The organism is Betaproteobacteria bacterium (genome assembly GCA_016709965.1).
GTDB lineage: Bacteria > Pseudomonadota > Gammaproteobacteria > Burkholderiales > Rhodocyclaceae > Azonexus > Azonexus amarohabitans.
Map to the genome: position 1 here is coordinate 2,073,385 of JADJLT010000001.1, position 20,828 is coordinate 2,094,212.

The window sequence follows — 20,828 nt, forward strand, 5'->3', positions numbered from 1 at the left end:
CCGGGAATAACCGGGCCGATCACGACTCAATGTTACGCATCATCTCCCTGAATCTCAATGGTATCCGCTCTGCCTGGAGCAAAAATGTCTTGCCTTGGGTAGTGTCTCAGCAGGCGGACATAGTTTGCCTCCAAGAACTGAAAGCGCAGATGCCCGATATGTCTACGGAAATGCATCGCCCAGATGGCATGCAAGCTTTTTATCATTGCGCAGAGAAAAAAGGATATAGCGGGGTTGGTATCTGGAGCAGAAAGGCCCCGGATCGGGTCATCGAAGGCTTTGATGGTGGAGAATTTGATGCCGAAGGACGCTATATTCGAGCCGACTTTGGCAATCTGTCGGTGATTTCCCTTTATCTGCCTTCGGGCTCGTCTTCGCCGGAGCGTCAGGAGGCCAAATTTCGCTTTCTGGAGATATTTTTCCCCCTGATGTTGGCACTGCGTGCTGAAGGGCGAGAAATTGTGCTTTGTGGAGACTGGAATATTGCACATCAGGCAATAGATCTGAAAAACTGGAAATCCAATCAGAAAAATTCCGGCTTCTTGCCCGAGGAGCGTGCATGGTTAAGTCGCGTATTCGCCGAACAAGGTTGGGTCGATGTCTATCGTCGCTTACATCCTGAAACTACTGACGCCTGTTATACATGGTGGAGTAACCGTGGCCAGGCATGGGCCAAAAATGTGGGGTGGCGAATCGACTATCAGATTGCCACGCCCGGTATTAGCGAGACAGTCGTGAAAGCAGATGTCTACAAGGAACAGCGATTTTCCGACCATGCTCCGCTGATTATCGATTACAACTTCGATTTTTCATCCAATGTGAATTGATTTCAAAGCGTCATAGGGATACCCTATAAGTCTGCTTAACTGTCCAACGAGGTTGAAAATGTCCGAAGAAATGACTGTAGCCCACAAGGAAAAACTGGTCTCCGATCTGAAGGTCGTAATTTCCGACACCGAAGAATTGTTGAAGGCAACCGCTGGCGCTGCCGGTGAAAAAGTGACAGAACTGCGCGAGCGTTTGGGTGTGCGCTTGCGCGATACCAAAGAGCGCGTCGTCGACTTGGAGGCTGCGTTGATCGACAAAACCAAGGCTGCGGCTCGTGCAACCGATGATTTCGTGCATGAAGAGCCTTGGAAGGCCGTGGGCGTTGCAGCTGCATTGGGCCTGGCCCTTGGTGTATTGATCGGTCGTCGCTAAGCGGATGACTCAGCCGACAGGTGGTGAAGGCGGCCGCGAAGGCCTCTTTGCCGCACTGAAAAACAGCCTTGCAACGCTGATTGCGATAGGCAAGACGCGTGTCGAGCTTCTGGTTACAGAGTTTGAGGAAGAGAAGCTTCGCCTCATGTCGCTCTGGTCCAAGGCGGTTGGTGCAGCTTTCATGCTGGCGGTGGGCGTTATCTTGGCGATTTTCTGCTTGGCGACAGCTTTCTGGGAGCAAAGGGTCATTATTTTCGGCGTCTTTGCTGTGCTGTTTGTTGGTGGCGGCTTGTTCTTGATCGGGTCGCTAAAACGGCAAGCTGGCCAGCCTAGCAAGATGTTCAGGGCAAGCCTGACTGAACTGGAAGCCGATATGGCAGAGTTGCGTCGGTATCGCAACAAGTCGGAATGAATCCAAAACTGTTGAAGCTGGCGACTCGGCATGGCGCGCTGCAGGCTCGCATTGATGAGCAGCGCCGTGTCTTGGCCCGCCATGTAGTGCCGTTGGAGGCAGCTTTCGCCAGGGGGGATAGTGTCCTCAAGGGTGTGGACTGGCTGAAGCATCACCCTGTAGCAGTGGGTATTGCCGTTGCTGCCTTAGTTGTAGCCCGTCCGCGGCGTACCGCCAAATGGGTGCAGCGAGGGTTTTTCCTTTGGCGTGGCTGGAAAACTATCCGAAAGTCGTTATTCGGCGTCAATCGGCGATAGCATCGAAAGCGCAAGATCTGCGGTTAACGATGCTGAAGACTCATGGTGGAATCCGTTACATTCCACGGCGCGACTTTGAGGAGCAGAAGCATTCCCGGCACTGCCAGTGCTACGCACAGTCCGTAAAAATTTGTCCAACCCAAAGTTTCAACCAGCCATCCTGCAGATGCGTTGATGAAGGTGCGTGGTACTGCAGCCAGGCTGGTGAATAGCGCCATCTGGGTGGCGGTGTAAGCAGGGTGAGTTGAACGGGCGATGAAGGCAACGAAGGCTGCTGTACCCAAGCCAACCCCCAATGCTTCGAGCCCGATGACAAAGGCTAGTGCCAACCGCTCACCAGCACCAATGCTCACGTAATGGCCGTGGGTGGATAGCCAGGCGAAGCCGAAAATCGACACTAGTTGCACTACGCCGAATAGCCAAAGTGCACGGTTTATACCGAGTCTGACCATCCACAATCCACCGAGCAGTGCCCCGATTACGGCCGGCCACAGCCCCGCGTGCTTGGCAATCAGGCCGATGTCAGTCTTGGTGAAGCCCATGTCCAGATAAAAAGGTGTGGCCAATGCGGTGCACAAACTATCGCCCAGTTTGTAGAGAAAGATGAAGCCAAGCACCATCATCGCGCCACGCCAACCTTGGCGGCCGATGAACTCGTGGAAGGGTTCAGTCACCGCTTGGCGGAGAGTCTTCGGGGTGCCTCTGATTTGAGGTTCGCTGACCAGCCAGGCCATGACCATGCCGGGAATCATGAATGCCCCTGTAATCCAGAAGACTTCATTCCATGGCAGTCGGTCGGCTAGGATTAAAGACATTGAACCCGGTATCAGACCGGCAATTCGGTAGGCATTTACGTGCACTGCGTTGCCTAGTCCCAGTTCGTTATCGTTCAGGATCTCCCTTCTGAACGCGTCAACCGCGATATCCTGCGTTCCGGACAGCAGTGCCAAGAGTCCGGCCAGCCAAAGGATAGGCCAGATACTTTCCTTCGGATCAAATCCGCCGAGGGAGCCGATGGTAATCAGCAAGCCGATCTGGGTCACCAGCATCCAGCCACGGCGCCGGCCAAAACCGGGGATACTGAAGCGGTCCAGTAATGGTGACCAAAGGAATTTCCAGGTGTAAGGAAACTGGATCAGAGCGAAAAAGCCGATGATCTTCAGATCTATACCCTCGCTACGTAGCCAGGCTGGGAGCAGGTTAAGTAACAGGTATAGGGGTAGGCCCGAAGAAAAGCCGGTAAAGATGCAGATCAGCATCTTCCGGGTGAGCAATGCCGCAAGCCAGGCAGGCATTAGCGGTTTTGCGTCAGTCGATACACTGCCAGACTGCCAAGGAAGTTGACTTCCTCGGTGACCGGGTTGCCTTCTTCATCAAGAACGCTGCGTTCGCGGATGATCAAACCCATCTTTTCACAAAGTGCCTCAAAGTCCAGTACCGTAAAGAATCGGACATTGGGAGAGTCATACCATTGGTACGGTAGGTCTTCGGAAACTGGCATACGCCCCCCGAGTACCGACCGCAAGTTTTTCCAGTAGGCGAAATTTGGAAAGGAAACTACGGCCTCGCGGCCGACCCGCAGCATTTCGCGCAGGATACCTTCGGTGTGACGCACAGTTTGCAAGGTGCGCGAAAGAACCACATGGTCAACGGCCTGGTCGGCGAATACATCAAGGCCATGTTCCAGATTACCTTGAATGACGTTGATACCATTCCTGATTGCGGCCAGTACATTGGCATCTTCGATTTCAACACCCCAGCCCTTTACTCCCCGAGTATCTATCAAGTGTTTAAGTAGTGTGCCATCACCACACCCGAGATCCAGTACACGGTGGCCGGGCTTGATCCACCCGGAAATGACGTCAAAATCGGGGCGCCCCAGCGTGTGCGTCATGGTTTGATATTCCGCAGGTAGGTATCTATCACGCCGTGATAATGCGCGTCTTCCATCAAGAAGGAGTCGTGGCCAAAATTCAGGTCGATTTCCGCGTAGGAGACATTTCGACCGTTGGCGAGCAGGGCTGCGACAATTTCCTTTGAGCGCGCCGGCGTAAAGCGCCAGTCAGTGGTGAATGAGGTAATCAGAAAATTCGCCTTGCTGCGTGCCATTGTCGCTTTGAGATCACCATTGTCTTCGCGTGAAGGGTCGAAATAGTCGAGCGCCTTGGTCATCAAAAGATAGGTATTGGCATCGAAATAGCCCGCGAACTTGTCACCTTGGTAGCGTAAATACGATTCCACCTCGAATTCAACGTCGAAGCCAAACGAAAACGCACTGTTCCTGAGTTCTCTGCCAAATTTTTCACCCATCTGATCGTCTGACAGGTAGGTGATGTGGCCAAGCATGCGTGCCAGGCGCAAGCCGCGCGCAGGACGCGTGTCGTGTTCATAGTAATGGCCGCCGTGAAAATCAGGGTCGGTCAGAATGGCTTGCCTGGCAACGTCGTTAAAGGCGATATTTTGTGCGGATAGTTTTGGTGCAGCAGCAATTACGATGGCATTACGCACTCGTTCCGGGAAGGTAATGCTCCAACGTAGGGCTTGCATCCCGCCAAGGCTGCCGCCCATAACAACTGCCCAACAATCGATACCGAGCAAATCAGCCAGCCTGGCTTGGGCGTGAACCCAGTCATTGACGGCGACAATAGGGAAGTCGGCCCCCCATGGTTTGTTAGTGGCCGGGTTGGGTGAGGACGGTCCTGTCGAGCCGTGGCAGCCACCCAGATTATTCAGTCCGACGATAAAAAATTTGTCGGTATCCAGAGGACGACCGGGGCCGACGATGTTATCCCACCAGCCGATGTTGTCAGGTTGATCGGCATAGTGGCCAGCCACATGATGATGACCCGATAGCGCATGGCAGACAAGGATGGCGTTGGATTTTGCCGCATTGAGCGATCCGTAGGTTTCGTAAACCAGATCGTAGGCCGGCAGAACGCCTCCGCTGCGTAAATGAAGCGGCTCATCAAAGTGGGCACGTTGTGACTGGACTACGCCGACGGAATGTCCTGGCATGCTATTCCTGAAAACAAAAACCCAGTTGGCCTTAAACGTGAACTCGTCGGGCGAACTGGGTGGTTCCCGTTTTAGCTGTATTTTGAGGCGCCCGCAATCAGAGCTCAAATCGGCGCAGCTGATGTATTTCCAGCATCATCAGACGATACCGAGCGGGGAGACAAAAGTCAATGTAACGATCTGCTTATGCATTTGATGGTGAGTACGTGAAGATTTGTTAAAATCCCAAGAAAACAAATCTCTAGAAAGTTTTGGCGACAATGCTGGATCAACGGCGGCATCAGCGAATTCGTTTTGGCATCCTGCCTACGGTCAGAATCGGATACGGGGGAGCGATAGGGGAAGGTGTCATCGAGAATCTCTCGCTGGCAGGTCTTATGGTGCGGACAGACATGCCGCTGGAAATTTCCCGGAATATCGGTTGTGAATTCCGCATTTTCCAGTCTCCGGTTATTGATGTACCGGCGGCGGTTGTCAGTCGAGTCGGCAACCTCTTTGGTGTTCGCTTTCAGACCGGGCCAATAAACCAGATTCTGATCGACGACGCGATCAATGCTGCGCTGGCTTCCGGGAATGCTTCCATTTTGTCGGTACGGGAACTAGCCGGAAAGAAAATATTGCGAATTACCGGTGGTCTGGGGAATGCGCTGCGTAATGATTTTATGCATGCATTAACCCGAGTGGGGGTCGACGAAATCGATCTGGATGGCGTGACGCTAGTTGATCAGGCGGGGTTGGCCTTGTGTCTGGTCGCAACCAATCGGCATGGAGTGAAAATTGGCGCGCAGTCCCCTTGTTTTGCTGAAGCTTGGCAACGAGCGCTTGCCGTACCGGGCGAAGGTGAAAAAAATGGAGACACCGGGCTGTGAGTAAAAGTCCAGCAAATGCATCCGGCGCAATTTTCGTTGTTGCGCTGGCTGGCGCGTGTTCAAGTAGCGCCACATTCGCGGCAGATGAAGATGCCTATTTCAGTGAATTGCCGATTGTCGCCTCGGTTAGCCGCCTTCCACAAAGGCTAGCAGATGCACCTGTTGCGGTCACAGTGGTTGATCGGGAGATGATTAAGGCTTCCGGGGCGCGTGATATCAACGATATTTTCCGTCTGGTGCCTGGCTTTCAGACATATCCGAATAACACTGAAGCAGCGAGGGCCACATACCACGGGTTGGGCGACGGAGATTACTCGTCGCGGGTACAGGTGCTGATCGATGGGCGGTCAATGTTGTCGCCGTTATTCGGTAGCGGTGTCAATTGGGCTACTTTGCCGGTGGCCCTGGAAGATATTGAGCGTATCGAGGTGGTGCGCGGGACTAACGCAGTTTCCTATGGCAGCAACGCTTTTCTCGGCGTGATCAATATTATTACGGTAGACCCGGCGCTGGTGCGCGGGACTTCGGTGTCGACTAGTTACGGCAACCAGAATGTCCGTGATTACACGTTGAGGACCGGTGGCAAGTTAGGCGAGATTGGTGATTTTCGTTTTACCTATCGGTATCAAAACGACGATGGATTAACGAATCGCTATAACTGGATTGACTCCTATGGATCACGGTTGTTTGATTTCCGCGCGGATTTTGCCCTCAGCGAAAGAGATAGTCTGCAAGTCAGCGTGGGGCAAGTTGAGGGCATAACGCAGAATGGCCGCTTGCAAGTGAATGGTAGCGGTATCCTGCGACCGGACCCGACTAATCCAATTCGGGCGGTGCGGCAAACCGATGCTTATGCGCAATTGGTGTGGCGTCGTGTCCTGTCTAATGATTCAGATATTCAGTTACGCTATTCGTTCGTTTCTGATCGGTCTGATGATGCGTTTTCCGTGACCTTGCCCGGTTTGGCGCCTATCAATGTCAACCAGAGTGGCGACGAGGGGAGTCGGCACGAAATTGAATTGCAACACAGCATGCGTGCCTTCGAGACGGCGCGGCTGGTGTGGGGCGGCAGTTGGCGGGCTGATGCGCTCCGCTCCGAATGGACACTGCGTAATGAAGGAACGGTTAGGCGGGATGTCGGGCGTGTTTTCGGCAATCTGGAGTGGCAACCGGTTCGCTGGTTTACCGGCAACCTCGGTCTTGCCGGCGAGAGTGACTCGATGGCCGGCATGCACGCTTCGCCCCGGATTAGTACGAATTTCCACTTTAACTCCCAAAATACAGTGCGTATCGGTTTGTCCCGCGCCTATAGAACAGGGAGTATCCAGAATTATCGCGGACATGAGGAAACCCCGATCCCGAACGCCGGACCCTATCGGCCATACTACGAATTTGTTTACCTCGGTAATCCGGATATGCCCGCCGAGCGGCTTGACACGTTCGAGGTGGGCTACCTCGGCGACTGGCGAGACTGGCGCTCCAGCCTCGATGTTCGCCTTTTTAGCGAAAAGGTTTCAAACCGTCTGTACAAGGTTGATCTGGGAGCCAGCAATACCATCCCGAGATCAACCGTGCCCATTCAAGATGTTCAGATCGTCGGCCTTGAATACCAATTCAAATGGCAACCTTTCGAGTCGACGCAGCTGATTTTTAACCAGACGTTCGCGCGGATCACCAGCGATTTCCTATCGTCCGCACTGGCGCTTCCGAATTCCGAGTTGACGACGTTGAAGCAACAGAACATCACGGATTTCACGAACAATTCAATGCCAAGCCGCTCGACATCGGCGATGTGGATTCAGAAGTTGCCGTTCGGTCTTGAGTTCTCGCTGATGGGTTACACACAACAGGCCATGCAGTGGTCGAGCAATACCGTTTCGCTGAAATATCACCGCCTGGATACCCGCCTGGGCTACCCGTTCCGTGTTGGGGTGCTGGGTGGCGAGTTGGCCCTTACCATCCAGAGCCTGAATGGCGCGCACAGCGAGTACAAATGGCCAAGAGCGAATGATCCCATCCAGTCTGATGGACGTATTGTCGAGCGTCGCCAGTGGGTCAGCTTGCGCCTGGATTTTTGATTGTCAACGCGATACGGAAAATCAGGATGAGCGCATGACGGCGCCTTCAAGCCACACTTCGAAGGGTTCGCTGGGTGCAACAGCCTTGCCTTCGGCATAGGTGATGCCGAGATTCCTGAGTTGTTCAAGTGTGTCGAGATCATTGATACCGTCGGCAATGGTATGGATATGCTGATCTGCAGTGATTTCCTGAACAGCACGCAAAAGTGCGGTAGAGGCACGATTGCCGCCCAGTTCCCGGGTCAGGCTGCGGCTGAGTTTGACGTAGCTGGGCAAGATGCTGCGCAGATGGGTGAATGAAGAAAGCCCTCCGCCAAAATCGTCCAGGCCGATCTGACAGCCGAGCGCGCGCATTTCCCGCGAAAACTCCATTGCCTGACTGGTCAGATGGGTCAAGGTATCTTCGGAAAAAATGAAGCAAAGTCGATGCCCCGACAGATTTCTGCTGGACAGGCTGCGTGTGATGTAATCGATGGTTTCCCGGTCGCCGACTGAAGCACGAGAAATGGGGATCAGGCAATGCAGTGTTTTACGGTGATGTTTCGCGCGTAACTGGGCTGCGATGGCTGTATCGATCAAGCGCTGGTCAATGGCTGGAGCGAGGTCGTAACGTTCAGCCGCGTCGCTCAGCGCGGCCAGGGTGACCGGCGGTTGGCCCGGTTCATTGAGCCGGGCAGTCAGTTCGACGACATGATTGCTTGTTGACTGCTGCAGGGCGCGTAGCGGCATGGCTTCGACGAGCAGTCTGTCCTCGGCCAGTGCGTTGGCAATGCGGCTAGCCCAGTTGCTGGTTTCAAGCCGCCGCTCCGGGTTGGGCATGGCCTCTTGCTCGCAGACGCGGTTGCGGCCGCTTTGCTTGGCGTGGTGGCACGCGGCGTCTCCCGCCGCGAGAATTTCATTAATATTGCGAACTTTCCGGTTGACCGTCGTAATGCCGATGCTGGCCCCGATGGCGAAGACCTTGTCTTGCCAGATAAAACGGTAGGCCGCTGCAAGTCCGCAAATATCCTCGGCGACTTGATTGGCGCGTGGGCCACTGCAACTGGCAAGCATGATGCTGAATTCGTCGCCACCAAGGCGGGCAAGCGTGTCCTCATCCCGCAGGCGACCTTGAAAGAGGAGTGCCATCTGGCGCAGCAATTCGTCACCGGCAAGGTAGCCGCAATTGTCGTTTACTTGCTTGAAGCGGTCGAGGTCGATAAAGAGCACTGCGAATTCGTCACTGCCTGCCTGCACACCCGCCAGTGCCTTTTCAAGCCGATGCTCGAACTCGCGGCGATTGAGCAGACCGGTCAATGCATCGTGACGGGCCTGGAAGGCGAGCTGGGCGGTGGCCTCTTCGATTCGCGACTGCATGGAGAGGTGAACTTCCTCGATGCGCGTGGCCATTTCATTGAAGCCGTTTTCGAGAACGCCAAGCTCGCCGCTTGAGGTGGCAGGCACTCGCGTATCGAGATGGCCCGAAGACATGCCATTGATAGCATGTACGAGTCGCATGACGGGGCGGGCCAGATTGTCTGCCATGGCGATGGCCAGTGCGGCAAGCGCCAGCAGGCCCAACAATACGATGGCCAGACCTCGTTGCAGCAATTGACGTTGTTTGTTGGCCAGTTCGATTTTGTCGAACTCCACAAAGATATGGCCAATGACTTCTGGCGCAACGGTTTTACCGCCGCCATTCCCCTCAAAAAGGGTATCGGTCTCGTTCAACGAACGTTTGACAGGGGCACCAAAAGCGACCCATTGATCAGTTTCGCCAACCCGAGCCGGTTCGCTCAAGGTTCGCCGCAGCTCTTCTGCGGAAAGTGATACACGACCGCTGACCGCGATGGTGCGCCCCTTCTGATTGACGACCACTGCCGCCTTGACGCCGGATTCCTGAACCGTCGCCTGGGCTAGTCCGTGCAGACTTTCAACCTGGCCGGCAATGATGCCGTATTCGCTGATCGGCGCCAGGTAACGGACGGTCGCCAAGCCTTTGGCGCGCAGCTCGCCTTCCAGTGTTCTGATGCCGGTGAAGGTGAAATAGGCCACCAACACAATGGCGATCAGCGCGCTGGGGAGCAGCGTCAGCATCAGCAAGCGATGACGGAGAGTAAGACGATTCATCGGGCTTCCTTGTCGCCTAGCATGGCGCGCCTTATTGTTGCTTCGTCAGGAACGTTCAAATTGAGTGATTGGGCTACATTGCTGTTGATAGCGATGGCAAACTGGTTCGGTCCGGTCGGTGCCTGCAGGCTGGTGCCATGATTGATAATCGCATCAGCTGTCTGGCGGGCGATCTGGGCCGGTGTTGTGTGTAGCGCGGCAAGCGCACCCGCGTTCACGAATGAGGGCGAGTAAGCGATCACCGGACGCTGGTAGCGAAAGGCGGTGATCAGGATAGTCTTGATATTGTCGCGGCGATAGATCGTACTGTCGGGTATGGCGACCAGGTAGTTGACGCGACCAAGCAGGGCATTGAGCGCAGGTAACAGCATGTTGTCCGAATCGATGTCTTCGCCATCGAGTTTGATGCCGGCATTACCGAAAGCAAGGCGATACTGGCTGGCCGTATTTTTCGTTTCACTGCTGAAAAGCATGCCGGCACGCTTCTGGCCAGGGAGCAGAAAATTCACGAAAGCAGCTTGGCGGGCCGCCGGCTGGTCAAGATAGATGGCGGTGACGCGTCCCGGATGGCGGCGAAACTCAGCCATGATCTTTTCATAGTTTTGCTTGGGGAGCAGCGTGGCAAGCACAGGTGTGCTGTCGGCTTTGCCCAGTGCCTTTCGCAGCGCGTCACTGCCTACGGTCACAATCAGGTCGGGCTGACCGGGAATGCGGGCTAGGTTTTCAGCCGGGATGGTGCTGGACACTGTCCAATTCGTGCCCGCCAGTCCCTCTTCAAGCAGACCGGAAAACTCGGTGTACATGCCCCCCTGCTCGCTGATGACAACGGCAATAGAACTCCCCCATGCCGGCACGGCAAGGATGAGCAGTAACGTGAGTGCAAGGCGGCACAGTTGTAACATTGTCCGCATATTGCCCCAGCAACTATGCCAAAGCAATGCAGAAGTTGCGATCTTCAATGATTATCGACGTATGCCTCGATTTGCCTGGTAATTTCGACGACGGGTGTGGCGAAGGCGAATTTCTGGATGAAACTGCCGTCAGGGCCAAGCAATATCATGCCGGCTGAGTGATCGACTGCATAATGCGCCGGATCGGCACCGGGAGCCTGCACCTTCGCGTAGCGGATTTTGAAGTTGTCCGCAGCGCGGCGGACCAGCGCTGGCGAGGCTGTCAAACCAAGAATGCGGGCATCGAAGAACTCCGTATAGGTCTTCAGGACCTTGCCCGAATCGCGCTCGGGGTCGACTGAAATAAATATTGCCTGGATGCGAGCAGCCTTGTCACCAAGTAGCTTGAGGATTTCTGCCATTTCGACCAGCGTGGTCGGGCAGATGTCCGGGCAATAAGTGTAGCCAAAGGAGATAAGTTGAAAGCGGCCGTTGAAATCTTCGCTGGTGATTGAGCGCCCGTTAGGGTCCTGCAGCAGATAACGCGGGATGATTCCCCGGTCGGCCTGACTCAACAGTTCCAGGGATTGTGATGACTGGGCGAACGCCGATACGCCAAAGAGCAGGCCAATGAAAATGGTGAAGAGGCGGGTCATTGAACGTTGGCAAAACTCGCTTGCATACGTTTTTCCGCGGCTGTGATGTTGCTGGCCAAGGCGGCGGCATCGGGGCAAGTGCCACCCTGGCCTTGTTCAAGATAGGCTGCGTTGGTGGCGTTTTCGAAAACTTCGCCAAAGCCGCGCGTCTTCGGCGCGATAGTGATTACGGCATTGCGGGCGCGAGAAACCAAGGCCGGTTGCTGGCAGGCGAGGGCAATGCCGTTGAGACGGCCCATGGCCTCAACGGCAGCAGTGCTATCGTCAGCCGCGAAGGTGGTGTGGGTGATGGTGCACAGTGTCAAGGCAAGCAGTGGCGCGGCGATCTTCATGGCGAAATCCTCAAGGTTGACCAACGATTATAGGGGGTGCGCCACGCCTGACCTTCTCACAGATCAAAAATGTCGAGCAGGAGCGGCAGGCCTTCGCTGATGGCGACCGGCCCGGGGGTCAGGATGATGGCCGATTTGATTTCATGCATTTTTTTCCGGTTGACCGCGGGAATGGCTTCCCAGCCCGGTCGGGCCGCGACGCGCTCGGGGCGGAAGTGCTTGCCGCACCAGGAGCCGATGATGATGTCCGGAGCTCGGGCAATGACTTCTTCCGGCGTTGGCCGCCGATCCTTGGCCAGCGGCGAACGGGACCGTTCGGCGAAGACATCCTCGCCGCCGGCGATCTCGATCAGCTCCGAGGCCCAGCGGATACCGCTGATCAGCGGCTCGTCCCATTCCTCGAAATAAACGCGCGGCTTCTTGCCGGTGCGAGCGAAGCGTTCGGCCGCGATGGCGCGGGTATTTTCGATCTCGGCTTCCAGCCCGGCGACGATGTCCAGCGCCTTGGCTTCGGCCCCCACCAGTCGGCCGACCGTCTCGATCATGCCGAGAATGTCATCGACGCTGCGCATGTTGAAGGCGTAGACCGGCACGCCGGCCTTGATCAGGTCGCGGGAGATCTCGCACTGCATGTCCGAGAAGGTCAGCACCAGATCCGGCCGGGTGGCGAGAATCTTGTCGATGTCGCCGCTGATGAAGGCGAAAACCTTGGGCTTTTCCTTGCGGGCTTCGGGCGGGCGCACGGTGTAGCCGGAGATGCCGACGATGCGGTCCTGTTCGCCGAGCGCGTAGAGCACTTCGACGGTTTCGGTGGTTAGGCAGACAATACGTTGGGGCAGGCGTGGCATGGTTTATGGGCTCGGTCGGTGGCTTCTTGCGACATCGAGATGGGCGCAAAGTTTCTCGGTGCCGTCAAGGATGCGCGGCGTATGGCGCTGCATGATGTCCGGGTTGATGTGAAAAAGATTGTTGCGTTTGACGGCGGTCATCCGCGTCCATTTGTCCCAGTCATGCAACCACTCCGGTTTGGCATCGCCCATGCCGGTGGCGATAATGGCTTCCGGGTCGGCTTCAAGTACGGCTTCAACCGTCACGTTCGGTGCCATCTGCTTGAGCTGGCCGAAGACGTTCTCGCCGCCGCATAGCTCGATGGCGCTGCTGATGATCTGCGGGCCGCCGACGGTCATCAGCGGCGAAGTCCAGATTTGATAAAAGACGCGCACCTTGGGCTTGCCGGCATTGGCCTCGCGAATGGTTTCGAGTCGCTTGCGGAAACGCTCGGCAGCCGCGTTGGCGGTTACTTCAGTGCCAGCCAGCTGGCCTATTTTTTCGAGCTGATTGGCGATGTTTTCGATGGTGTTTGGTTGCGAGACGTAAACCGTCAGGCCGAGCGCCTTCAGCTTGTCGACCTGCGTCATGTTGTTGCCGCTTTCCCACGCAATGACGAGATCCGGCTTCAAGGCGGCCACCGCCTCCAGATCAATGCGCGAATAGCCACCGACGCGTGGCAGTTTTTTCGCTTCGGGCGGGTAGTCACTGTAATCGACGGTGCCCACCAATTTGTCGCCGGCGCCAGCGGCAAACAGGCTTTCGGCGGCGTGCGGGGCGAGGGTGATGATGCGTTTGGCCGGCCCCTTGAGGCGGACTTCCTGACCGGTGTCATCCTTGATGACCAGGTCGGCATGGGCGAGGTGTGCGGCCGCGCCGAGGGCGAGTCCCACGGTCAACCGAGAAAAAAGACCAAATTTCAAATTGTTCTCCAGGCAGTGAGCGCGTCGGCCAGCCGCTGCCAGCCGGCTTCGTTGCCGGGCAGGCCGAAGCGCAGTAGTGGTTGCTGGTCGAAATGACGGGTCAGGATGCCGCGTTGGGCGAGGGCTTCATGCAGTTCGCCGGAGCGGGCAGAGGTCAACGTGGCAAACAGCGCCGTCGATTTGACCTCGCCGAGCGGCGCCAGCAACTGGTGCAGGCGTTCGCTGGCGGCTTGCAGGCGGGGGCGGGCGGTGGCTTGCCAGTCGGTATCCTGCAGCGCCAGGCGGGCGACTTCGCGGGCCGGCCCGCTGACTGTCCACGGTCCCATCGCTTCGTTCATGCGCGCCAGAATATCCGGCGCGGCAAAGACAAATCCGACCCGCGCCCCGGCCAGCCCGAAGAACTTGCCAATCGAGCGCAACACGATCAGGTTGGGCGCCTCATCAGTTCCGGCCAGCGGGGTCAGGCTGTCTTCCGGCGTCGGGTCCATGAACGCTTCGTCGATGATCAGCCAGCCGCCGCGCTTTTTGAGCTGGCGGGCGGCGTCGACCACGATGTCGTGCGGATGGCGGTCGCCGGTCGGATTGTTCGGATTGCACAGCAGCACGTAGGGCGTCGCCACGGCCAGCGCGCGTGGCAGCATGGCGTTCTGCAGAAAGCGCATCTTGTGTCCCGCCCGCTGCCAGGCTTGTGGATGCTCGCTGTAGATCGGCGAAATGCAGGCGACGACGGCACGCGGCAGCAGGGTGGGCAGCCACTGAATGGCCGCTTGCGAACCGGCCACCGGCAGCAGGTTGGTATTGCCGAAATAGGCAGCGGCAGCCGCTTCGAGGCCATCGTTGCTTTCCGGCAGGCGCTGCCAGACGCTGGCCGGCAGCGGCGGTACCGGCCACGGCTCGGGGTTGATGCCGGTAGACAGGTCCAGCCAGTTGTCCAGCGCAATGTTGTAATGGGCCGCGGCTTCACGCAGGCGGCCGCCGTGTTCAAGCATGCAGGTATCCAATCAAGAAAAGGCAGGCCAGCCACAGCCACAAGCTGCGCTGGATCAAGGTAATGGCCCGGCCAAGGTCGGCGGCCACCGGGGCGGGGCCGGCACCCAACGGCGGGCGAATTTCTTCCCGGCCATGATAAATTGCCGCGCCGCCGAGCAGCACGCCGAGGCTGCCGGCGCCTGACGACATGACCGGCCCGGCGTTCGGGCTGTCCCAGCCCGGCGCCTGTGTGTGCCAGCAGGCCAAGGCATTGCGCGTGCGGCCAAGCAGCGCGTAGGTCAGGGCGGTCAGGCGGGCCGGAACCCAGTTCAGCGCATCGTCAAGCCGCGCGGCAAAGCGGCCGAACAGATTGAAACGTTCGGTACGGTAGCCCCACATCGCGTCCAGCGTGTTGGCGAGGCGGAACAGCACGGCCCCGGGGCCACCGAGCAGGGCGAACCAGAACAGCGTGCCGAAGATGGCATCGTTGCCGTTTTCCAGCACTGACTCGACCCCGGCTTTGGCGATGCCTGATTCATCAAGCCCAGATGTTTCGCGGGAGACCACATAGCCAACGCGTTGCCGGGCTTCTTCCAGACGCCCTTCACGCAATGGCCTGGCGATGGCTTCGGCGTGTTCGCACAGGCTTTGCGCACCGAGCGCGAAATAGAGCAGCACAACGTCGACCGCAAAAGACGCCAGCGAGCGTAGCCAGAAAGCCAGCACCACCCACGGCCCGACGGCGAGCAGCCAGGCGATGATGCCACCCGCCAGCGAACGGCGATTCAGCTTGGCCTCGATCCCTGTCGCCACATGGCCGAAACCGACCAGCGGATGAAAGCGCGGCACTTCCCCGAGCAGGCGGTCGAGCAGCACGGCGCACAGCGCCGCCAGCGGCATGGCAAAGGCGTCAAAACCGGGGTTCATTTCGGGAAAACGCCGCGTTCCTGAATATTGGCCTGCATGTCAGCCAATGCTGCGGTCAACCCGGAATTTTCGCCAAAATCAGAATTTCCCCATTGCTCGAAATACACGAGGTCGTTGACCGGGAGGCGCGGCAGCCAGCCGGCCTTTTCCAGCTCCGGTTTGTTGTTGAAATGGCTGACATAACCGATGCACAAATACGCGATGGGCACGATGTGGTGCGGAATGCCCAGCGCATCCTGCAACGCCTTCTCGTGAAAGATGCTCACCCAGCCAACGCCCAGCCCTTCGGCGCGCGCGGCCAGCCACAAGTTCTGCACGGCACACACGCTGGAATACAAATCCATGGTCGGCATGTGCGTGCGGCCGAGCACCACCGGGCCGCTGCGCGAGCGGTCGCAGGTAATGCACAGATTGATCGGCGCATCGAGAATGCCCTGCAACTTCAGCTTGCTGTAAATATCGCGCTTCTCATCGGGAAACATCTGCGCCGCTTCCGCGTTGGCCTCGGCAAACACCGCGTGAACGCGTTGCTTGACCACAGCGGAACGGACCAGCAAAAAATTCCACGGCTGCATGAAACCAACCGACGGCGCATGATGTGCCGCCATCAGCACGCGGCTCAGCAAATCATCGGACACCGGGTTGGGCAAAAACTGGCCGCGCACATCGCGGCGACTGAAAATGGCCTGATACACCGCTGCCCGGTCGGCATCGGAAAAAGCTTGCGCCTGTGGCGCGGACGGGTTTTCCATGGATTCCCCTTCTGGAAAAACAACAGCTGCGGTCCATGCAGCCTTCAACGATCTCCCGGCCGGTCTTCTGACTTGGCATCAACCGAACGATGCGCCTTCCCGGCTTTCACCAGTGGCAACCGCATCGCCCGTCCTCCTTACAGCGTTGGGCACGTGGCGGAATCACACCGCCTTCCCGATTCTCCGTTTGGCATGACCAAACGGCACCGGAAGATATGAATATGAGAGGATAACAGGAGGTGGCGGGGCGAGGGATGGGATTAACGCGAAGCTAATCGTTGCTACGCGGCTTATTCACAAGTGACCAGCGACCGAATGGAGGGAGGTTGAGCACCAAGTTATCTGGTTTTGCTGAAGAAATTGCCAAACTTTTTGAAACTGAAACCCACGCCCGAGATATTGGGTTCAAGAATTAGCGCGTCGACAATTGCTGAACCGATACCCTTCTGTGCTTCTTTTGCGATTTTGAATTCCGAGAGATCCTTCCCGGCCTCAATGTCAGCAAAAAGTTTTTCGATCAGCGAGACGACTTCGGATGTATTCGAACAAAATTTCTTCAGCGGTATTAGGATGAGTTTTAGCTCACCATCCAATGACTCACGGTACAGGCCACTTTTCCGGCTGTATCCGTGGTTGTTTTCCATAAAGTAAGACGGATGAGCATTTGTAATAAGCACGGCAGGAAGAATGTCTTCTCCATGCTCGTTATTTATCTGGTGCCAAGAGAACACTTCGTTTTCAAAATGGGCTAGCTCGGTACCCTTTATCACTACCGCTCTATTTTGGGCTGCAATGCCAGCCATCTTGAAGAAGTTGCCATTTAGGGCTTCAGCAAGCGGCTCATGCCAACCATATTCCAAGAGATAGATCAGATAGTCACGGTTTTCGCTTTTGGGAATGTTACTCAAGGAGTGTACGTGCAGGCCCATTTATTAATTTCTCCATGAGTAGTAGATGTTAAAAACGTCCAATAACCCAGATGAATGTTCAATAAGCATGTCAGCATAAGGCCGCCCCGATGTTGTGTCCATCCGGTTGCAGGGACGGTGGGCGTGGCTTTGCGGGATAATTGCCTTTTTTCTCCTCGGTTGATCCATGAGTTGTTCTGCCCTTATGGTGCAAGGCACCACGTCCGATGCCGGCAAGTCCACGCTGGTCGCTGCGCTGTGTCGCATTCTCAAGCGCCGTGGTGTCAATGTCGCGCCGTTCAAGCCGCAGAACATGGCGCTGAATTCGGCAGTGACGGTGGATGGTGGCGAGATCGGCCGGGCGCAGGCGTTGCAGGCATTGGCTTGTGGCCTGCCGGCGCATACTGATTTCAATCCGGTGCTGCTGAAGCCGACGACGGACAAGAAGGCGCAGGTGGTCATTCACGGCAAGGTGGCTTTCGATCTCGATGCCAAGGCTTATCACGACTACAAGCCGCGGGCGATGGGGGCGGTGCTGGAATCGTGGGGGCGGCTGACGGCGGCTTACGAGTGCGTGGTGGTTGAGGGTGCAGGGTCGCCGGCCGAGATCAATTTGCGTGATCGCGACATCGCCAACATGGGTTTTGCCGAGGCGGTGGATTGCCCGGTGATCATCGTGGCCGACATCGATCGGGGCGGGGTTTTCGCCCATCTGGTCGGCACGCTGGCATTGCTGTCGCCAACCGAGCAGGCGCGGGTGAAGGGTTTTGTGATCAACCGGTTTCGTGGCGACATTGCGCTGCTCGAATCCGGCCTGAGCTGGCTAGAGGAACGCACCGGCAAGCCGGTGCTCGGCGTTTTGCCTTATCTGCACGGCCTGATGCTGGATGCTGAAGACGCGATTGCGACTGCTGCGGTCGACGGGAAAAAACAGGCGAAATTGAAAGTTATTGCGCCGGCCTATCCGCGGGTTTCCAATCACAATGACCTCGACCCGCTGCGCCTGCACCCGGAAGTCGATTTCCGCTGGATCGGTCCGGGCGAAACGCCGCCGGCGGCTGACTTGATCGTGCTGCCCGGTTCCAAAGCCGTACGCGCGGACATCGGCTGGTTGCGCGAAAAAGGCTGGGCGACGGCGATTCAGAAACATCTGCGCTACGGTGGCAAGGTGGTCGGTCTGTGCGGTGGCTATCAGATGCTGGGCCGGCTGATCCACGACCCGCAGGGGCTGGAAGGGCAGTCAGGTAGTACGCCGGGGCTGGGTGTGCTGGACGTTGAAACGACGCTGGAAGCCGAGAAGCAGTTGCGCAATGTGAGTGGTCACTTATCGCTACCGGGCCGTCCTGCAATGACCGGTTACGAAATTCATCTCGGTGTGACGCGGGGAGAGGGTCTGACGCAGAGCGCCGTGGAGCTGGCCGATGGCCACCACGATGGGGCGATTTCAGCCGACGGCCAGATTTTCGCCACTTACTGCCATGGCGTGTTTGATCATCCCGATGCCTTGACGGCCTTGCTCGCCTGGGCGGGCATGACGGAGAGCGCGCAGATTGATTTTGCTGCCCGCCGCGAGGCCGATCTGGATCGTCTGGCCGATTCGGTTGAGGCCGCGCTGGATTGGGGAAAAATGGATGTGCTGCTGCCGCGCCATCCGGCCATTTGAGCGCGGCGTTTCTTATGCTTCAGCGTCGCTGGTTGGCGGAGCGTCCTCATGCTTGATGCGCTTGAGCGCGACCTGACGCTGGATTTCCCGCAGGTCCTTTTCCCGGCCGTGCAGTGCATATTGCGCGCGCAGCGTGCCGAACACTTTCTTGGCGTCGGGACCGGCCATCAAATGCTCGGCCTGCAGGTCGGCCAGCTCTTTGTCATTGAGGCCTAGGGCAGCACGCATGATGTCCACGCGATGCGTGGCATCGAAGTCGGTACACAGCATGATGGGCCGCAGGCCGGAAAAACGCGGCTTGCCTTTTTCTTCCGAGCTGATGGCAAGTAGCGCGGCGAAGCTGGCCTGTTCGGAGAGCGCCATTTTTTGGACCTCGGCCTCGCGCATGCCGAGCAGGACTTTTTCCGCCGTGATCTTGTCGCCGGCATTGACATGACTGCGCGCCGCGGCGAGGCGGTCTTCAGTCGATATTGCGCCCGGCATGGTGTCGTTGGCGATGACGTCGCTCATCGCGGCCCGCGCTGTTTCCGTGTCGCCGTTCAGCGTGGCGGCCTCGGCGAGCAGCCGCTTGCGCAGGTAGTTGCGCGGGGTTTTTTTGGCGATGTCGTCAAGGATCTGCTGAGCTTCGGCGTGTTCGCCCTGGGCCATGCAGATGCTGGCCTTGAGGTCGCCGGCATCGAAAAAGTGCGGTGTGCTGGCAACCACCCGGTCGATTTCGGCACGTGCCTCCTGCAGGCGATTCTGCTTGTGCAGCGAGCGCGCGACGCCGGCGCGTGCCCACGGGAACTCGTAGTTGTCGAGGATGTTTCGGTAGGCGGCTTCGGCCGCTTGTACATCGCCGCTGGCAAGAAACACCTCGGCCCGCTGGCGCAGGATTTCAAAGCGATAGGGGCGCCCGGCCTCACTGTCGCGCGACGCTTCGAGAATGGCCAGGGCATTGGCGTATTCCTGCTTGCGCTTTTCCTTGTAGTAGCCGGCGAAGAATAGCTTCTTGGCAACAATCCGGTCGAGGCGGAGCAGCAGTTTGTCCGGCGAAAACGGTTTGATGATGTAGTCGTCAGGGATCAGCTCAACGGCGGAAACGACCTGCTCGTAAGACTGTTCGCCCGTCACCATCATGAAGATGGTTTCATCGGGCAGCAGGCTGAAACGGCGCAGTTCTTCCAGCATCTGCTGACCGGAACGGCCTTCGCCCAGCATGTAGTCGCAGAGGATGATGTCGGGCGTGTTGTTGCGGATGCGGAAGATTGCATCCTGGTAATTGGTGGCGAACTCGACCGCAAAGGCCCCGACTTGCTGGGCAATGGTGCGCAGCGCATCGCGCGCCTGCGGTTGGTCGTCGATGACGAGGAAGCGCTTCTTGCTGTAGTCGGCCATTATGGCAACCGGAGTTCGAAACGGGCGCCACCCAGGGCGCTGTCGTTGGTCAGGGTCAGGCTGCCGTGCCGTTCGCGGCGAGTATGCAGGCTGGCCAGGCGCTCAGCCACCATCAGGCCGGTGCCGCAATCCGGGGGCAATGTGGCAAAGCCGGGGCCGTCGTCTTCAACGATCAAGCTGAGCCAGCCATCGTCAGTCGTGGCGCTCAGGCGAACGCTCTGGCGAGCGTAACGGCCGGCGTTCTGGACAGCGTTGTTGAGCATGTCGGTGATCAGGTCGCGGTCGAGCGGCCATTCGTCGAAAACGCTGCATGCAGCGGAGAGGGTGATGTTGCGGACGGCCAGATGTTTCTTTTGGGCCAGCATGACTTCGTCGCAGAGGTCGCTGACAATGGATGGCGTGATGGCGGCCGTGGCATCGTCACGTAGCAGGTGGTAAGCAGTCAGCGTGCGTGACAGGCGGTTGGCCGCCGCTTCGATGGCGTAGCGGGCTTCCCCCATCGAAATCCCATGTGCCGCTTCGCTGGCGGCAATCATCGACTCGGCGATGAATAGCTGGTTCTTGGCGTCATGAACGCCGGAGGCCAGGATGTCCAGCAGTCTCTGCATGCTTTGTCCCCTACGT

At 57.6% G+C, this 20,828-nt stretch carries 22 protein-coding genes and 1 riboswitch; of the genes, 7 read left to right on the forward strand and 15 right to left on the reverse strand.

The genetic code is table 11. The features are described from left to right. Positions 1 to 29 precede the first annotated feature (29 nt). The 4 genes from xth to IPJ12_10235 are packed head-to-tail and all read left to right on the forward strand — an operon-like array spanning position 30 to position 1,908. On the forward strand, positions 30 to 827 hold the full coding sequence (gene xth / locus IPJ12_10220) for an exodeoxyribonuclease III (GenBank protein MBK7647521.1): 798 nt from the start codon (positions 30 to 32) through the stop codon (positions 825 to 827). A gap of 58 nt (positions 828 to 885) precedes the next feature. Continuing rightward, the gene (locus IPJ12_10225) at positions 886 to 1,200 is read left to right on the forward strand and encodes a DUF883 domain-containing protein (protein MBK7647522.1); all 315 of its coding nucleotides are present in this window, start codon (positions 886 to 888) and stop codon (positions 1,198 to 1,200) included. 4 nt (positions 1,201 to 1,204) lie between these two features. Next, positions 1,205 to 1,612 carry a phage holin family protein gene (locus tag IPJ12_10230; GenBank protein MBK7647523.1) on the forward strand — a complete coding sequence of 136 codons (408 nt, stop codon included), beginning with the start codon at positions 1,205 to 1,207 and terminating at the stop codon, positions 1,610 to 1,612. After that, entirely contained in the window at positions 1,609 to 1,908 is a 300-nt protein-coding gene (locus IPJ12_10235) for a YqjK-like family protein (protein MBK7647524.1), read from the forward strand. Before IPJ12_10230 ends, IPJ12_10235 begins: the two co-directional genes overlap by 4 nt. A 23-nt stretch (positions 1,909 to 1,931) precedes the next feature. Here the strand turns inward: IPJ12_10235 and IPJ12_10240 are convergent, their stop codons facing one another. The 3 genes from IPJ12_10240 to IPJ12_10250 are packed head-to-tail and all read right to left on the reverse strand — an operon-like array spanning position 1,932 to position 4,923. Next, positions 1,932 to 3,203, reverse strand: a complete 1,272-nt coding sequence (locus IPJ12_10240) for an AmpG family muropeptide MFS transporter (GenBank protein MBK7647525.1) — start codon at positions 3,201 to 3,203, stop codon at positions 1,932 to 1,934. After that, on the reverse strand, positions 3,203 to 3,802 hold the full coding sequence (gene metW / locus IPJ12_10245) for a methionine biosynthesis protein MetW (protein ID MBK7647526.1): 600 nt from the start codon (positions 3,800 to 3,802) through the stop codon (positions 3,203 to 3,205). The genes IPJ12_10240 and metW overlap by 1 nt, the downstream gene beginning before the upstream one ends. Next, positions 3,799 to 4,923 carry a homoserine O-acetyltransferase gene (locus IPJ12_10250; protein MBK7647527.1) on the reverse strand — a complete coding sequence of 375 codons (1,125 nt, stop codon included), beginning with the start codon at positions 4,921 to 4,923 and terminating at the stop codon, positions 3,799 to 3,801. The genes metW and IPJ12_10250 overlap by 4 nt, the downstream gene beginning before the upstream one ends. 260 nt (positions 4,924 to 5,183) lie before the next feature. Here IPJ12_10250 and IPJ12_10255 point away from each other — a divergent pair, with 260 nt between their 5' ends. Both IPJ12_10255 and IPJ12_10260 read left to right on the forward strand, forming a co-directional pair. Continuing rightward, positions 5,184 to 5,792 carry a PilZ domain-containing protein gene (locus tag IPJ12_10255; GenBank protein MBK7647528.1) on the forward strand — a complete coding sequence of 203 codons (609 nt, stop codon included), beginning with the start codon at positions 5,184 to 5,186 and terminating at the stop codon, positions 5,790 to 5,792. Beyond that, the gene (locus IPJ12_10260; GenBank protein MBK7647529.1) at positions 5,789 to 7,870 is read left to right on the forward strand and encodes a TonB-dependent receptor plug domain-containing protein; all 2,082 of its coding nucleotides are present in this window, start codon (positions 5,789 to 5,791) and stop codon (positions 7,868 to 7,870) included. The genes IPJ12_10255 and IPJ12_10260 overlap by 4 nt, the downstream gene beginning before the upstream one ends. 21 nt (positions 7,871 to 7,891) lie before the next feature. Here the strand turns inward: IPJ12_10260 and IPJ12_10265 are convergent, their stop codons facing one another. The 10 genes from IPJ12_10265 to IPJ12_10310 form a co-directional block, all read right to left on the reverse strand. Next, positions 7,892 to 9,979 (reverse strand): diguanylate cyclase, encoded by a 2,088-nt coding sequence (locus IPJ12_10265; GenBank protein MBK7647530.1) that lies wholly within the window; start codon positions 9,977 to 9,979, stop codon positions 7,892 to 7,894. Next, positions 9,976 to 10,881, reverse strand: a complete 906-nt coding sequence (locus IPJ12_10270; protein ID MBK7647531.1) for a hypothetical protein — start codon at positions 10,879 to 10,881, stop codon at positions 9,976 to 9,978. Before IPJ12_10270 ends, IPJ12_10265 begins: the two co-directional genes overlap by 4 nt. A 53-nt stretch (positions 10,882 to 10,934) precedes the next feature. After that, on the reverse strand, positions 10,935 to 11,525 hold the full coding sequence (locus IPJ12_10275; GenBank protein ID MBK7647532.1) for an SCO family protein: 591 nt from the start codon (positions 11,523 to 11,525) through the stop codon (positions 10,935 to 10,937). Next, a complete protein-coding gene (locus IPJ12_10280) occupies positions 11,522 to 11,857 on the reverse strand; it encodes a hypothetical protein (GenBank protein MBK7647533.1) in 336 nt (111 codons plus the stop codon). Before IPJ12_10280 ends, IPJ12_10275 begins: the two co-directional genes overlap by 4 nt. A gap of 56 nt (positions 11,858 to 11,913) precedes the next feature. After that, positions 11,914 to 12,705, reverse strand: a complete 792-nt coding sequence (locus tag IPJ12_10285) for a cobalamin-binding protein (GenBank protein MBK7647534.1) — start codon at positions 12,703 to 12,705, stop codon at positions 11,914 to 11,916. Between the two features lie 3 nt (positions 12,706 to 12,708). Then, the gene (locus IPJ12_10290; GenBank protein ID MBK7647535.1) at positions 12,709 to 13,584 is read right to left on the reverse strand and encodes a cobalamin-binding protein; all 876 of its coding nucleotides are present in this window, start codon (positions 13,582 to 13,584) and stop codon (positions 12,709 to 12,711) included. A gap of 20 nt (positions 13,585 to 13,604) precedes the next feature. After that, positions 13,605 to 14,597 (reverse strand): threonine-phosphate decarboxylase, encoded by a 993-nt coding sequence (locus tag IPJ12_10295; protein ID MBK7647536.1) that lies wholly within the window; start codon positions 14,595 to 14,597, stop codon positions 13,605 to 13,607. Further along, positions 14,590 to 15,504, reverse strand: a complete 915-nt coding sequence (locus IPJ12_10300) for a cobalamin biosynthesis protein (protein MBK7647537.1) — start codon at positions 15,502 to 15,504, stop codon at positions 14,590 to 14,592. The genes IPJ12_10295 and IPJ12_10300 overlap by 8 nt, the downstream gene beginning before the upstream one ends. Beyond that, positions 15,501 to 16,256 (reverse strand): 5,6-dimethylbenzimidazole synthase, encoded by a 756-nt coding sequence (bluB, locus tag IPJ12_10305; protein ID MBK7647538.1) that lies wholly within the window; start codon positions 16,254 to 16,256, stop codon positions 15,501 to 15,503. The genes IPJ12_10300 and bluB overlap by 4 nt, the downstream gene beginning before the upstream one ends. Positions 16,257 to 16,295: 39 nt before the next feature. Beyond that, positions 16,296 to 16,482: riboswitch (cobalamin riboswitch) on the reverse strand. 112 nt (positions 16,483 to 16,594) lie between these two features. Then, positions 16,595 to 17,185, reverse strand: coding sequence for a hypothetical protein (locus IPJ12_10310; GenBank protein ID MBK7647539.1), 591 nt, complete (start codon positions 17,183 to 17,185; stop codon positions 16,595 to 16,597). A gap of 166 nt (positions 17,186 to 17,351) precedes the next feature. Here IPJ12_10310 and IPJ12_10315 point away from each other — a divergent pair, with 166 nt between their 5' ends. Next, positions 17,352 to 18,827: a cobyric acid synthase gene (locus tag IPJ12_10315; protein ID MBK7647540.1), complete on the forward strand. Its 1,476-nt coding sequence runs from the start codon at positions 17,352 to 17,354 to the stop codon at positions 18,825 to 18,827. A gap of 12 nt (positions 18,828 to 18,839) precedes the next feature. On the opposite strand, the gene IPJ12_10320 is transcribed toward IPJ12_10315, so the two are convergent. Both IPJ12_10320 and IPJ12_10325 read right to left on the reverse strand, forming a co-directional pair. Further along, entirely contained in the window at positions 18,840 to 20,204 is a 1,365-nt protein-coding gene (locus IPJ12_10320; protein ID MBK7647541.1) for a response regulator, read from the reverse strand. Beyond that, on the reverse strand, positions 20,204 to 20,812 hold the full coding sequence (locus IPJ12_10325; GenBank protein MBK7647542.1) for a sensor histidine kinase: 609 nt from the start codon (positions 20,810 to 20,812) through the stop codon (positions 20,204 to 20,206). The genes IPJ12_10320 and IPJ12_10325 overlap by 1 nt, the downstream gene beginning before the upstream one ends. Positions 20,813 to 20,828: the final 16 nt, after the last annotated feature.

Excerpts from the sequence above, each read along its gene's own strand:
- xth (MBK7647521.1), top strand. The coding sequence starts at position 30 with ATGTTACGCATCATCTCCCTGAATCTCAATGGTATCCGCTCTGCCTGG.
- IPJ12_10225 (MBK7647522.1), top strand. The coding sequence starts at position 886 with ATGTCCGAAGAAATGACTGTAGCCCACAAGGAAAAACTGGTCTCCGAT.
- IPJ12_10230 (MBK7647523.1), top strand. The coding sequence starts at position 1,205 with ATGACTCAGCCGACAGGTGGTGAAGGCGGCCGCGAAGGCCTCTTTGCC.
- IPJ12_10235 (MBK7647524.1), top strand. The coding sequence starts at position 1,609 with ATGAATCCAAAACTGTTGAAGCTGGCGACTCGGCATGGCGCGCTGCAG.
- IPJ12_10240 (MBK7647525.1), bottom strand. The coding sequence starts at position 3,203 with ATGCCTGCCTGGCTTGCGGCATTGCTCACCCGGAAGATGCTGATCTGC.
- metW (MBK7647526.1), bottom strand. The coding sequence starts at position 3,802 with ATGACGCACACGCTGGGGCGCCCCGATTTTGACGTCATTTCCGGGTGG.
- IPJ12_10250 (MBK7647527.1), bottom strand. The coding sequence starts at position 4,923 with ATGCCAGGACATTCCGTCGGCGTAGTCCAGTCACAACGTGCCCACTTT.
- IPJ12_10255 (MBK7647528.1), top strand. The coding sequence starts at position 5,184 with ATGCTGGATCAACGGCGGCATCAGCGAATTCGTTTTGGCATCCTGCCT.
- IPJ12_10265 (MBK7647530.1), bottom strand. The coding sequence starts at position 9,979 with ATGAATCGTCTTACTCTCCGTCATCGCTTGCTGATGCTGACGCTGCTC.
- IPJ12_10270 (MBK7647531.1), bottom strand. The coding sequence starts at position 10,881 with ATGTTACAACTGTGCCGCCTTGCACTCACGTTACTGCTCATCCTTGCC.
- IPJ12_10275 (MBK7647532.1), bottom strand. The coding sequence starts at position 11,525 with ATGACCCGCCTCTTCACCATTTTCATTGGCCTGCTCTTTGGCGTATCG.
- IPJ12_10280 (MBK7647533.1), bottom strand. The coding sequence starts at position 11,857 with ATGAAGATCGCCGCGCCACTGCTTGCCTTGACACTGTGCACCATCACC.
- IPJ12_10285 (MBK7647534.1), bottom strand. The coding sequence starts at position 12,705 with ATGCCACGCCTGCCCCAACGTATTGTCTGCCTAACCACCGAAACCGTC.
- IPJ12_10295 (MBK7647536.1), bottom strand. The coding sequence starts at position 14,597 with ATGCTTGAACACGGCGGCCGCCTGCGTGAAGCCGCGGCCCATTACAAC.
- IPJ12_10300 (MBK7647537.1), bottom strand. The coding sequence starts at position 15,504 with ATGAACCCCGGTTTTGACGCCTTTGCCATGCCGCTGGCGGCGCTGTGC.
- bluB (MBK7647538.1), bottom strand. The coding sequence starts at position 16,256 with ATGGAAAACCCGTCCGCGCCACAGGCGCAAGCTTTTTCCGATGCCGAC.
- IPJ12_10310 (MBK7647539.1), bottom strand. The coding sequence starts at position 17,185 with ATGGGCCTGCACGTACACTCCTTGAGTAACATTCCCAAAAGCGAAAAC.
- IPJ12_10315 (MBK7647540.1), top strand. The coding sequence starts at position 17,352 with ATGAGTTGTTCTGCCCTTATGGTGCAAGGCACCACGTCCGATGCCGGC.
- IPJ12_10320 (MBK7647541.1), bottom strand. The coding sequence starts at position 20,204 with ATGGCCGACTACAGCAAGAAGCGCTTCCTCGTCATCGACGACCAACCG.
- IPJ12_10325 (MBK7647542.1), bottom strand. The coding sequence starts at position 20,812 with ATGCAGAGACTGCTGGACATCCTGGCCTCCGGCGTTCATGACGCCAAG.